We start from the raw sequence: 11643 nt of genomic DNA on the forward strand, positions 1-11643 counted from the left end.
GCAGACGACGGTGGCGGCGGTCCGCCGCGCATGACGACAAGACCGCCGCCGCTGTCCGACCGGCCGGATCCGCCTTGCCGCCGCTTTCGTCCGGGCCGCGAGGCGATCGATCCGCGGGAAAGTCCTAGTCGCGGACCGTCACGCGCTCCGCCGCAGTCTCCTCCTCCTGGTTCTCCTGGAGGGACTTGGCGACGACGACGGACTGCTGTGTCCGCCGTGTCCGCAGGCCCGGCAGAGTGATCAGCAGACCCGCCAGTGCGATGCCGGTCACCACGATCAGGCCGGGCCGGTAGCTGTCGAGGACGGCCTGGGGCGAGGAACCCTCGGGGGAGTTCGCGGTCACCACGGCCGTCACGACGGCCAGGAAGATCGCGCCGCCCACCTGGACCGAGGTGTTGAGCAGACCCGAGACCATGCCCTGCTCGTGGTCGTCGACGCCGTTGGTGGCCTGGATGTTGAGGGAGGGGAAGACCAGCGCGCAGGCCGCGCCGATCAGCAGCATGGTCGGCAGGATGACCGCCGCGTACACCGGGTCGAGGTCGACGCGCAGGAAGAGCGCGTACCCGACGACCATCAGGGCGAAGCCCGCCGCGATGAGCCGCGGAGTCCCGAACCGGTCGACGACGGCCCCCACCTTGGTGGAGGACAGGGCCACCAGTGCGCCGGCCGGCAGGAAGGCGAGCGCGGTGTGCAGGGCGGACCAGCCCAGCAGCGACTGCATGTACAGCGTCACCAGGAACTGGAATCCGACGTACGAACCGAAGAACGCCATCGCGCCGAGCTGCGCCCGGATCTGGCTGCCGGAGCGCAGGACGCCGAGCCGGATCAGCGGGCTCGGGCTGCGCCGCTCGACGGTCACGAAGACGGTGAGCAGTACGGCGACGGCGACGAAGGACAGCAGCGTGCGGGCCGAGTCCCAGCCGGCCTCGGGCGCCTGTACGACGGTGAAGACCAGCAGCAGCATTGAGGCGGTGCCGAGGATGGCGCCCGGGATGTCGTAACCGCGGTGGTCCTTCTCGCGCTCGCTGCGCGGGATGAGCCTCAGGCCGGCCAGCAGCGCGATGACCGCGATGGGTGCGGGCAGCAGCATGGTCAGCCTCCAGCTCGCCTCGGTGAGCAGACCGGACAGGACGAGGCCCATGGAGAAGCCGGTGGCCGCGCAGGTGGTGTAGATCGAGAGTGCGCGGTTGCGCAGCGGGCCTTCGGCGAAGGTCGTGGTGATGATCGACAGGCCCGCGGGCGCGGTGAACGCCGCGCTCAGGCCCTTGATGAAGCGGCTGGCGATCAGCAGCGGGCCCGAGTCGACGAGCCCGCCGAGCAGTGAGGCGAGCGCGAAGACCCCCAGGGCCACCAGGAAGACCTGGCGGCGGCCCAGCAGGTCGGCGGTGCGTCCGCCGAGCAGGAGCAGTCCGCCGTATCCCAGGATGTAGCCGCTGACGATCCATTGGAGCGTCGAGGTGGAGAGGTCGAGTTCGGAGCCGATGGACGGCAGGGCGACGCCGACCATCGACACGTCCAGAGCGTCCAGGAACATCGCGGCGCAGAGCACCAGCAGGGTGCCCCACAGTCGGGGGGTCCAGCGTCCCTGGGACGCGGGGTGGGTGAGCGGAGAGGTCATGCCCCCGACACTACATGCGCATGCATCCAATGCAAGTGCATTTAATTCCGATGCAACAAAGCTGATTTTTTGCTACGGTGCGCCCATGGCGGCGAAGAAGGCCGAGCAAGGGCTCGTGAATCAGTGGCGCGACATCCTCGCGGTGCATGCGCGCACCCTCTGCGAGCTCGATCGCGAACTGCATCGACACGGCCTGGGCGCCAGCGACTTCGAGGTGCTGGACGTACTGGCCGACGGCACTGCGTCGGGCGGCGGCGCCGCCTTCCGCGTACAGGAGATCTCCGAGCGGGTCCACCTGAGCCAGAGCGCCCTGTCCCGGCTGATCGGCCGCCTGGAGAAGGACGGTCTCGTGACGCGCGGCATGTGCGAGGAGGACCGGCGGGGCGTGCGGGTGTGCCTCACGCCGAAGGGGCGCGAGCTGCACGGCGAGGTGCTGCCGGTGCAGCGCGCGGTGCTCACGCGGATGCTGGCGGGTGGCCCGGCTTCCGCCTGCGAGTGACGGCTCCGGGCGATCCTTACCTCTGTGGTCAACTTCAGGTGACGCCGGACTTCTCCCGCCACAGCGTGGCCAGCGAGCCGTCGCCCGTCACGCTCGGGAACGGCAGCCTGTTCCACAGCGCCAGGTAGAGCCGCGCGGCGGGCCCTGCCAGTTCGCAGTCCGCTTCTCCTTCTCCGCCTCGCGCGCCGGCCGGTGAATCCGCCGACAGCCGTACGGTCCACACCGCGTCCGGGGAATCCGTGGCCCGCACCCGCAGGACGCGCGGCTCCTCCGTCCGCACCCTGCTCTTCGCGCGCCCGTGGAAGCCGAGCAGCAACTCGTCGATCCCGTCCACCGCGAAATCCGTGGCTACGGCGCTCCCTTCACCGCCGAGCGCCGACTCGGCGTCGACCCGGTGCACGGTCGTCTCGTGCGCCTGCCGCCGGGCCCAGAAGGCGAGCGGCGAGGGTGCGGGCAGGAAACTCCAGCACTCCACATCGGGCGGAGCGGCGCTGAGCGTGTCGACGAGCCGACCGTGGCCCTCCCGGAACCAGGCGAGCAACTCCTCGCCGTCGAGCTCCGGCAGGCCGCCGTCGGGGTGGTACGAGGTGTGCCCCTCGGCGACGAACGCGGTGGCCCACCGGTGCACCATCCCCGTGTGCCGCAGCAGATCCCGTACCTGCCAGCCCGGGCAGGTCGCGACCTTGGCCTCGACCCCCGCCTTCCCGGCGGCCGCTGCCAGCAACCGGCCGTCCCTGTCCAGGGTTTCCACGTACTCCGGAATCTTCATGTGGTGAGTGTCCCGGATGGAGTGCGGTCGAGGGCTAGGGGGGGCGGCGCGTCGTGGGAGGGGCGTCAGTTCAGGGCCGCGCGGCGGGTGGCGGCGCCGATGAGGGCGGCCACCGCCGCGAGCGCCGCCACGCTGGTGAGGGCCGCGGGCAGGGAGAACCACTCCGCCATGAACCCGATCGAGGGTGGGCCGAGGAGCATGCCGCCGTAACCGAGCGTGGACGCGATCGCGACGCCGCTGGGGCCTGCCAGGGTGCCGGCGCGTTCGACGGCGACCGGGAAGATGTTGGCGAGCCCGAGTCCCGTGACGGCGAAGCCCAGCAGGGCCGCCCACAATGAGGGGGCGAGCGAGCCGAGCAGCATTCCGGCGGTGGCCATGGTGCCGCCCGCCACCAGTGTCCGGGTCCGCCCGAGCCGTTCCAGCAGGGTCGTCCCGCCGGCCCGGCCGATCGTCATGGCCAGGGCGAAGCACGTGTAGCCCGCGGCCGCGACGCCGGGGTGCGCGTCGAGGTCCTGCTCCAGGTGCAGCGCACCCCAGTCGGCCAGGGCACCCTCGCCGTACGCCGTGCAGAGGGCGATCAGGCCGAAGACGGTGACCAGTCCCCGGGTGCGGGTGTCCAGCCGGCGCGGGGTGTGTTCCTCGCGGTGCGGACGGTCCGGTGTCTTCACGGGTTCGTGGCGCAGCAGGGTGCGTCCCGCGAGCGCGGTCACCAGCAGGCCGATCACGGCCAGGCCGAGCAGATGGCGGGCGGGCGACAGGGAACCAGCGACCAGTCCGCCGAGCCCCGCGCCGATCATGCCGCCCAGGCTGAACGCGGCGTGGAAGCTGGGCATGATCGGCCGCCGAAGCACGGCCACCAGATCGACAGCGGCACTGTTGAACGCCACATTGATCCCGCCGTAGGCCGCTCCAAAGATCAACAGCACCGCGCCCAGGGCCGGTACGGAGTGTGTCAGCGGCGGGAGCGCCACGCTCAGTGAGAGCAGGATGCCGCAGACGACGGTCACCGGGTGGTTGCCGAAGCGGCGGCACAGCCGTCCGGTGAGCGTCATCGTGATCACCGCCCCGGCGGAGACGCAGAGGAGGGCGAGCCCCAGTTCTCCGGCCGAGGCGCCGGTCTGTTCCTTGATCGCGGGGATGCGGACGACCCAGCCGGCGAAGACGAAGCCGTCGAGGGCGAAGAAGGCGGTGAGGGCTGTGCGGAGTCGGGTGAGGTCGTTGTCCGGCACGACGTTGTGCTTTCGGACTTTGTTTATTAGCGGCACAAAGTCAGGCTAGGTCGGTGATGGAGGTCGGGGCAAGTGGGAAGACTGGCTGGAGCGGTGAAGAGTGGCTGAGTTCCTGCTCAAGCTCACCGCCAGTTGAAACGGCTCGTGCCCCGTGGGCGCGCGCCGACGGGCCCGGCCTGCCCCCAGGTCTGCCGTGTCCGGCTCGGTTGGGAGGCGGGCGGCGCTGACCTCGATCTACGGGGAATGCCCGACGCGCCTTCCTTGCCGCGACCAGCGCCGCACCGGGGCGGCCGGTCCCCGACTCGGGCCACATGCCCCGGCCGAGGGGATGGGCGTCACGGGGTCATCAGGTCAATCGTCCGGGACTCTTGACTCGGAATGTGTCAGCCGTGATCCTCGTCGCATAACTTGCACCGGTCATGACAAGTCGGGAGGGGCTGTCTCCGGACCCCCGCCGGCCTGCTCGTTGACCGCGTCATCCCCGCCGACCGAGGGATGTGGGTAGTGATCGTGGATCGATGCTCGTACCGCAGGCGCAAGGACGTCACTCTTGTGTCGCTGCTCCTCCTCGTGCTGGCCATGGCCCTCGGCCCCACGCCGAGTTCGGCCGCCGCCGCCGACTGGTGGACTCCGACCGCACGCCCCACCCCGGACTCGCAGATCAACGTCACCGGCGAGCCGTTCACGGGCACCAACGCCGAAGGAGAGGTGCGCGGCTTCGTCGACGCCCACGACCACCTCTTCGCCAACGAGGCCTTCGGCGGGCGACTCATCTGCGGCAAGACATTCTCCGAGGCCGGGATCGCCGACGCGCTCAAGGACTGTCCCGAGCACTACCCCGACGGTTCGCTCGCGGTCTTCGACTTCATCACCAAGGGCGGTGACGGCCGGCACGACCCGGTCGGCTGGCCCACGTTCAAGGACTGGCCCGCGCACGACTCGCTGACCCACCAGCAGAACTACTACGCCTGGGTGGAACGGGCCTGGCGCGGCGGCCAGCGGGTGCTCGTCAACGACCTCGTCACCAACGGTGTGATCTGCTCGGTGTACTTCTTCAAGGACCGCAGCTGCGACGAGATGACGTCGATCCGGCTGCAGGCGAAGCTGACGTACGACCTGCAGGCGTACGTCGACAAGATGTACGGCGGTACGGGCAAGGGCTGGTTCCGGATCGTCACTGACAGCGCGCAGGCCCGCGAGGTCATCAAGCAGGGCAAACTGGCGGTCATCCTGGGCGTCGAGACCTCTGAGCCGTTCGGCTGCAAGCAGGTCCTGGACATCGCCCAGTGCAGCAAGGCCGACATCGACGCGGGGCTGGACGAGCTGTACGCGCTGGGCGTGCGCAGCATGTTCCTGTGCCACAAGTTCGACAACGCCCTGTGCGGGGTCCGCTTCGACGAGGGTGCGCTCGGAACGGCCATCAACGTCGGGCAGTTCCTGTCGACCGGCACCTTCTGGAAGACGGAGAAGTGCACGGGCCCGCAGCACGACAACCCCATCAACGGAGCCTCCGCGTCCGAGGCCGAGGAGAAACTCCCGACGGGCGTGGAGGTCCCCTCGTACGCCGGCGACGCCCAGTGCAACACCCGCGGTCTCACCGACCTCGGTGAGTACGCCGTGCGCGGCATGATGAAACGCAAGATGATGCTGGAGATCGACCACATGAGCGTCAAGGCCGTCGGCCGCGCGCTCGACATCTTCGAGGCCGATTCGTATCCCGGCGTGATTTCCTCGCACAGCTGGATGGATCTGAACTGGACCGAGCGGGTCTACGGTCTCGGCGGCTTCGTCGCCCAGTACATGCACGGCTCGGAGGGATTCGTCGCCGAGGCCAACCGCACGAAGGCGCTGCGGGACAAGTACGACGTCGGCTACGGCTACGGCACGGACATGAACGGCGTCGGCGGCTGGCCGGCACCGCGCGGAGCGGATGCCCCCAACAAGGTCACGTACCCCTTCCGCAGCGTCGACGGCGGCTCCGTCATCGACAGGCAGACCACCGGCGAGCGCACCTGGGACCTGAACACCGACGGAGCCGCGCACTACGGCCTCGTGCCGGACTGGATCGAGGACATCCGGCTCGTCGGCGGACAGGACGTGGTGAACGACCTCTTCCGGGGCGCCGAGTCCTACCTCGACACGTGGGGCGCGACCGAGAAGCACCAGGCCGGAGTCAACCTCGCCAAGGGCGCGGCGGCCACGGCCAGTTCGGCCGAGTGGAACCCGTTCACGAGCTACGCACCCAGCCGGGCCGTGGACGGCACACGGGACACCCGCTGGGCCAGCGACTGGAGCGACGACCAGTCGCTGCGCATCGACCTTGGCTCCACGAACCTGGTCGGGCGCGTCACGCTCGACTGGGAGCGGGCGTACGGGAAGTCGTACCGCATCGAACTCTCCACCGACGGAGCGAACTGGCAGACCGCCTGGTCCACGACGTCCGGCGACGGCGGCCTGGACACGGCCCTGTTCACCGGCACACCGGCCCGCTACGTCCGCATCCACGGCCTGGAACGCGGCACAGGCTGGGGATACTCGCTCTACGAAGTAGGCGTTCACAGCAGCTGAGCTGCGGCACGAGCACGAAGGACACGCGGATGGCACGGATGCCGTTGGCCGAACGGCGCCGGCAGCTGACGGAAGCAGCGATCAGGGCGATGGCCCGGGACGGCGTCGCCAAGACGACGACCCGGTCCATCGCCGCCGAGGCGAGCGTGTCCCTGAGCGTCTTCCACTACTGCTTCGATTCCAAGCAGGCCCTGGTCGAGTCCGTCATCACGACCCTCACCGACCACTCCGTGACAGTGGTGAAGGACGCGCTACGACCCAGGGCCACGCTCGAGGAGACGGTCCGGGCCGGCTTCCAGGCCTACTGGGACCACGTCCGCGCCCACCCCGACGAGCACATGCTCACCTACGAACTGACGCAATACGCCCTGCGCCAGCCGGGGTTCGAGCATCTGGCCCGACGGCAGTACGAGCTGTACAGCGACGCGTACGCCGCTCTGATCGACCAGTTGACCCGGAGCATGAACCTCCGACTCCACGTGCCCGTCTCGGTACTGGCCCGCTATCTGGCTGCCATGACCGACGGCCTGACCCTCAACTACCTCGTGCTCGGTGACGAGTCCGCCTGGACCGAAATCCTCGACACGCTCATCGCCCACATAGCCGGTCTGGTGCACGACGAAGCGCACCAGGCTTAGCCCATTGAGCCTCTCGTGCCCGCGCATGGCTTCGCCGAATTGCGGGGAGCGGCCGCAGCGTTACGGCTTCCTGCCATCCTCCCTGACATAGTCGACAAAAGGAATTTTTCGCACGGGAGATCTGGGGGTGGCAGATGAGCCAGCACGAGGAGCACTCCGAAGGGGCGGGGCCGTTCACCACCCGGCTGACCTGGCGGCTCGTGTCTGGGGGCACTGCGGTCTGGGAGTCGCGCCTGGCGCGTAAACGTGGCCTGGTCGCCGTACGCGCCGCGGGTGAGCTGGAGTTCCGCTTCCGGCGAGCAGACAGCGTGTCGGTTGGCCGGCTGCGCAGGCTCAACGACGTCGCCGCGGGTGCGTTCACCGTTGGCGGGGCCCTCTTCGCCCTCGGGGCCGGAGTCGCCCAGTTCGGCTCGGGCGACGCGACGGGCGCCTGGATCTATTTCGCGGGCGGCCTCTTCTTCAACACCGGTGGTTACGCCTCGCTGCTTCAGGCGATCAATGCTCCTCGCCGGGACAGCGAAGCTGGTGCGCTGGCGGCGCGGCGCTGGAGGTTGTGGAGCTACGAGCCCACCCGGATCGACTGGCTGAGCACTTTCTTGCTGTTCGTGGGAACGCTGGTGTTCGGCATCAATCTGCTGAACTCCCTGCTTCAGGGGCTCTCGCTCCACCAGGTGAACAGACTCATCTGGGCCCCCGACATGGTCGGGTGCATCCTGTTTCTGATTTCGGGGCACCTTGCGCTGGTCGAGGTCTGCCATGGCCGGCCAGGCGTCCGTGCCCGTGACCTCGGCTGGTGGATCGTCGCGATCAATCAGTTCGGGTCCGTGCTCTTCCTGGTTTCGGCGCTGGCTGCCTTCACACGTCCCGCCACCGGAAGCGTTGTGAATGCCGACATCGCCAACTGGGGCACGCTCGCTGGGGCGTTGTGCTTCTCGGTCGGAGGCGTGCTCCAATTCTTCGAACGCCCCTAGGAGAGCTGCGGGAAGCGCCATTGCCGCGGGCGGCGCCATAACCTTCGGGACACCGTCATGGCGGGTGAAGACCCCGGAAGAGCGGCTCGGACGACCTCTCCAGTGCCTTGGGAACCGACGGTGGAGCGGGCGGTGAGTGCGACCCCGCACCACGAGTCATCCGGATGCCGCAACGAAAACTGCATCACCCATCCGGCCGACCCGACGTGCCGTCGTCTGCCGCGCCGGGAAGCCTAGGATCCGCCACTAGAGAGAGGGACGTCGCCTACCCCTGTCTGGTATCGGCGAGCCCACGTCATGACCGGAGGAAACGGGATGCTGCACCGCGCCGGCAGGACCTCCTGGAAGCGTTTTGCCGCCGTTCTCGTCCCGAGTGTCATGGCCGTCGCGGCTCTCGGTATCGGCATGGCGCAAGGAGCACTGGCCGCGTCGTTCCTCATCTCCGGCCAGAAGTTCCAGGTGGCCCTGGACACTCTGGACGTCCGTGGTCTGAGCATCTACGGCATGGTGGACGTGACCAGGAAGGGTGCCCCCGTGCCGGTAGTGGTCACCGGGGCCAGACGTGCGGAGATCAGCGGGCTGTGCCAGTCCGTGGTGGTCCCGATCCCGGTCCTGGGCCCGTACACGCTGAAGATCACCGGCGGCGAACGGAGGCCGGTCGAGGCGAAGAACTTGTTCCTCGACGCGACATCCCTGTCGAGCGGACAGGCGAATTTCGACGACCTCGACATCGGTGTGGCGGCGGGAGCGGTCAGCAAGGGCCCGATCAGTCGGGAGGACAGGAACTCCCGGTTCTTCGATCCCAACGGCTTCGCTCAGCAGGCGGATTCGGCCTTCCTGAGCGACGTGCGCTTCACTACGGTCGCAGTCTCGGCCGCCACGTTCAACGTTCCGGGCCTCGATGTGAGGCTCAAGCAAGGCAGCCACGAGTGCTTCTGACCCATCGAAACAGGCACGCACCTTCCGCGCCCGCTCGCCGCACGCTCCCGCCTGCCGCACATCATGGAAGGCCCACGTGTTCTTCGAACTATTCGGCGGACGCCGAGATTTGCGTGTCGCTGCCGCCGACGCCAGACGGGGATTCAGGACGTGGCGGGGCGAACGTCCCTTCTGGGCAGGACTGTTCACCTTCGCGGCGGGCCTGCCCATCCTCTACTTTCCGTACGCGCACTTGAACTTCGGCGCCATCCCACTGGCACTGTCGACCTCGGCCGGCGCGGGGTCGCTGATCATCGGGGTTCTCCTCGTGGCCCTGGCCATCTCCCTCTGGTTCCACCAGCAGGCGCGCGTGTTCGCGGGGATCACAGTCATTCTGCTTGCCCTCATCTCGTTTCCCGTCGCCAATTTCGGGGGCCTCCTCATCGGGTTGATTTCCGGCCTGATCGGCGGATCCCTGGCGTGTGCCTGGATTCCTCCGACGGGCGGCGCCGAGTCGCAGCCCGCAGCGAACCGTGCATCAACGACCGTCCCCGCGGGTGAGGACCACGGTGGCGAGTGACGACCTGACCGACTGTGCGGCAGGCGGGCCGGAGTCCGAGCCCCGCCATCTGAGCAGTGCGGTGAAGAGCCGCTCGGCCGGTCGGCTGCTGCGGCCTCTCGCCTGCGCGCTGGCAGTGGCCGCCCTGTCGTTGGTCCTCCAGGTCGCCACGCCAGCGACCTCGAAGGCGTTGCTCGCCCCTGGCGGCATCCGCTCCTCCAAGACACCAGCAGGTGCCCGCACGCCGGTCGACCAGCCGTCGGCCCGCCCGGCGAACGTCCCCTGGGTGCTGCGCGCCGACAGACTCGTGCTCCACGACAGCGCCTTCCTGGGCGTGGTCACCGTCCGGACCGCGGCCGGGTCCAAGCGGGTGTTGAAGTTCACCGCACGGTCGCTGGACTTCGGCGACCTCGCCCTGACGGCGGGCCGCGGCCGCGCGGCGATGCGTCTGCGGGCCAAGCCCGCGACCACATCTACGGTCAAGGGCAAGGACCTGGTGACTCTGTACACCCAGAAGCTGTCCGGCACACTCGTCGGACTGGGCGGCGCTCCGCTCCCGGCGGACCGCAGCGTCACCGTCACGCCCGACAAGCTGCCCCCGTGGCTCTCCCACCCCGCTGTGCCCACCCGCACGGTCACCTTCGAGAACGTGACCGTTTCACAGGTCGCCCAGCTCAGCGGCGACATGTCCATCACCGGACCGGCCCTCAGCGCCGCGGCCGGGTGACGCCGCTTCCTCGCCTTCTTCGGCGAGCAGCTCACCAGAAGGTTCTCGGGACCGCTCTCGGCCCCAAGTACGCCCCGAGATCGGGCTTGCCGTCGTGCCCCCGGGTCTGGAACGATCGCTGCCCCCGTCACTCACCACAATGGGTGATGGCCGTCAAGGAGGTCCGATGCACAGGCGGTGGCTGTTCATATCGGCGGCCGCGGCGCTCGTAGTCGTCTCCTTGGTCCTGGTGCTCCTCCCCGACCATGAGGCCGACGCCAGGCACGCCGCGGCCACCCCTGTCGTCGGTACGCCGGCGAACGTCCCGCCCACGACGGGGTCCCCGACCCCCTCCGGTGGTGCGACCACCGCGTCGGCGAAGCCTTCGGCCAAGAGCACCCCGCGGACGCCGTCCACCGCGTCGGCGAAGCCGTCAGCGACGGACGCCCCGCAAGCACCGTCCGCCGGCGCACCGTTGGCGGGACGCATACGGCCCGCCCTCACCTACGAAGGAGTTGCCACCTTCTACGACTCGGACGGCGGAGGCGCATGCCTGTACGACCCGAGTGGTGATGTCATGACCGGGGCGATGAACTCCACCGACTACGAGTCGGCCAAGGCCTGCGGCGCGTATGTGTCCGTCCGCGCGGCCAACGGGGCCTCCATCACGGTCCGCATCACCAACGAATGCCCAGGGGAGTGCGCACCCGGGCAGATCGACCTCAGCGCAGAGGCGTTCGCCAAGCTCGCGGCCCCCTCGCGCGGCCGGATCGCGATCACGTGGAAGCTGGTGAGCCCCAGCACTCCCGGCACGATGTCGATCCGGTACAAGACCGGGTCCAGCCGCTACTGGTGCGGCATCCAGGTCATAGGTCACCGGAATCCGGTGGGCCGCTTGGAGGTCCGTGCCGGCAGCGGCTGGCGTCAGCTGTCGCGCGCCGACTACAACTACTTCATTTCCGGCGACGGTACCGGGTGCGGCGGCGCGATCAGGATCACCGACATCTTCGGAGAACGGCTCACCGTCGACGGGATCGCGATCCGGCCGAACGTCATGCAGCCGACCCGGGTCCAGTTCGCCAAGCACTGATCCTGTATTCCGTGTCCATCTGAACGACCGTCATATCAGGCTGGCATGCTGTCAGTTCCGCCTTGCCTCAGGGGGTTC

General features: G+C 68.9%; 11 protein-coding genes. 8 read left to right on the forward strand and 3 right to left on the reverse strand.

The window, feature by feature from the left end; translation table 11 throughout:
* Positions 1-124: 124 nt before the first annotated feature.
* Positions 125-1618, reverse strand: coding sequence for an MFS transporter (locus OIC96_RS42330; RefSeq protein WP_330302746.1), 1494 nt, complete (start codon positions 1616-1618; stop codon positions 125-127).
* A gap of 85 nt (positions 1619-1703) precedes the next feature.
* Between OIC96_RS42330 and OIC96_RS42335 the strand changes: the two genes are divergently transcribed.
* Positions 1704-2117: a MarR family winged helix-turn-helix transcriptional regulator gene (locus tag OIC96_RS42335; RefSeq protein ID WP_330302745.1), complete on the forward strand. Its 414-nt coding sequence runs from the start codon at positions 1704-1706 to the stop codon at positions 2115-2117.
* Positions 2118-2151: 34 nt separating this feature from the next.
* On the opposite strand, the gene OIC96_RS42340 is transcribed toward OIC96_RS42335, so the two are convergent.
* Both OIC96_RS42340 and OIC96_RS42345 read right to left on the reverse strand, forming a co-directional pair.
* Positions 2152-2886 (reverse strand): maleylpyruvate isomerase family mycothiol-dependent enzyme, encoded by a 735-nt coding sequence (locus tag OIC96_RS42340; protein WP_330302744.1) that lies wholly within the window; start codon positions 2884-2886, stop codon positions 2152-2154.
* 65 nt (positions 2887-2951) lie between these two features.
* The gene (locus tag OIC96_RS42345; protein ID WP_330302743.1) at positions 2952-4115 is read right to left on the reverse strand and encodes an MFS transporter; all 1164 of its coding nucleotides are present in this window, start codon (positions 4113-4115) and stop codon (positions 2952-2954) included.
* 579 nt (positions 4116-4694) lie between these two features.
* Between OIC96_RS42345 and OIC96_RS42350 the strand changes: the two genes are divergently transcribed.
* From OIC96_RS42350 to OIC96_RS42380, 7 genes are all read left to right on the forward strand, one after another.
* The gene (locus tag OIC96_RS42350) at positions 4695-6683 is read left to right on the forward strand and encodes a galactose-binding domain-containing protein (protein WP_330309992.1); all 1989 of its coding nucleotides are present in this window, start codon (positions 4695-4697) and stop codon (positions 6681-6683) included.
* Positions 6684-6712: 29 nt separating this feature from the next.
* Positions 6713-7321 carry a TetR/AcrR family transcriptional regulator gene (locus OIC96_RS42355; RefSeq protein WP_330302742.1) on the forward strand — a complete coding sequence of 203 codons (609 nt, stop codon included), beginning with the start codon at positions 6713-6715 and terminating at the stop codon, positions 7319-7321.
* 134 nt (positions 7322-7455) lie between these two features.
* Positions 7456-8292, forward strand: a complete 837-nt coding sequence (locus tag OIC96_RS42360; RefSeq protein WP_330302741.1) for a hypothetical protein — start codon at positions 7456-7458, stop codon at positions 8290-8292.
* Positions 8293-8589: 297 nt separating this feature from the next.
* A complete protein-coding gene (locus OIC96_RS42365; protein ID WP_330302740.1) occupies positions 8590-9231 on the forward strand; it encodes a DUF6230 family protein in 642 nt (213 codons plus the stop codon).
* A 109-nt stretch (positions 9232-9340) separates the two neighbouring features.
* Complete coding sequence (locus tag OIC96_RS42370) at positions 9341-9790, forward strand: DUF6114 domain-containing protein (protein ID WP_406502237.1); 450 nt, start codon at positions 9341-9343, stop codon at positions 9788-9790.
* A complete protein-coding gene (locus OIC96_RS42375) occupies positions 9780-10496 on the forward strand; it encodes a hypothetical protein (protein WP_330302738.1) in 717 nt (238 codons plus the stop codon). Before OIC96_RS42370 ends, OIC96_RS42375 begins: the two co-directional genes overlap by 11 nt.
* A 166-nt stretch (positions 10497-10662) precedes the next feature.
* The gene (locus tag OIC96_RS42380) at positions 10663-11565 is read left to right on the forward strand and encodes an expansin EXLX1 family cellulose-binding protein (protein WP_330302737.1); all 903 of its coding nucleotides are present in this window, start codon (positions 10663-10665) and stop codon (positions 11563-11565) included.
* Positions 11566-11643: the final 78 nt, after the last annotated feature.

Source organism: Streptomyces sp. NBC_00775 (genome assembly GCF_036347135.1).
GTDB classification, from domain to species: domain Bacteria; phylum Actinomycetota; class Actinomycetes; order Streptomycetales; family Streptomycetaceae; genus Streptomyces; species Streptomyces lutosisoli.

Excerpts from the sequence above, each read along its gene's own strand:
- OIC96_RS42330 (WP_330302746.1), bottom strand. The coding sequence starts at position 1,618 with ATGACCTCTCCGCTCACCCACCCCGCGTCCCAGGGACGCTGGACCCCC.
- OIC96_RS42335 (WP_330302745.1), top strand. The coding sequence starts at position 1,704 with ATGGCGGCGAAGAAGGCCGAGCAAGGGCTCGTGAATCAGTGGCGCGAC.
- OIC96_RS42340 (WP_330302744.1), bottom strand. The coding sequence starts at position 2,886 with ATGAAGATTCCGGAGTACGTGGAAACCCTGGACAGGGACGGCCGGTTG.
- OIC96_RS42350 (WP_330309992.1), top strand. The coding sequence starts at position 4,695 with ATGGCCCTCGGCCCCACGCCGAGTTCGGCCGCCGCCGCCGACTGGTGG.
- OIC96_RS42355 (WP_330302742.1), top strand. The coding sequence starts at position 6,713 with ATGGCACGGATGCCGTTGGCCGAACGGCGCCGGCAGCTGACGGAAGCA.
- OIC96_RS42360 (WP_330302741.1), top strand. The coding sequence starts at position 7,456 with ATGAGCCAGCACGAGGAGCACTCCGAAGGGGCGGGGCCGTTCACCACC.
- OIC96_RS42365 (WP_330302740.1), top strand. The coding sequence starts at position 8,590 with ATGACCGGAGGAAACGGGATGCTGCACCGCGCCGGCAGGACCTCCTGG.
- OIC96_RS42380 (WP_330302737.1), top strand. The coding sequence starts at position 10,663 with ATGCACAGGCGGTGGCTGTTCATATCGGCGGCCGCGGCGCTCGTAGTC.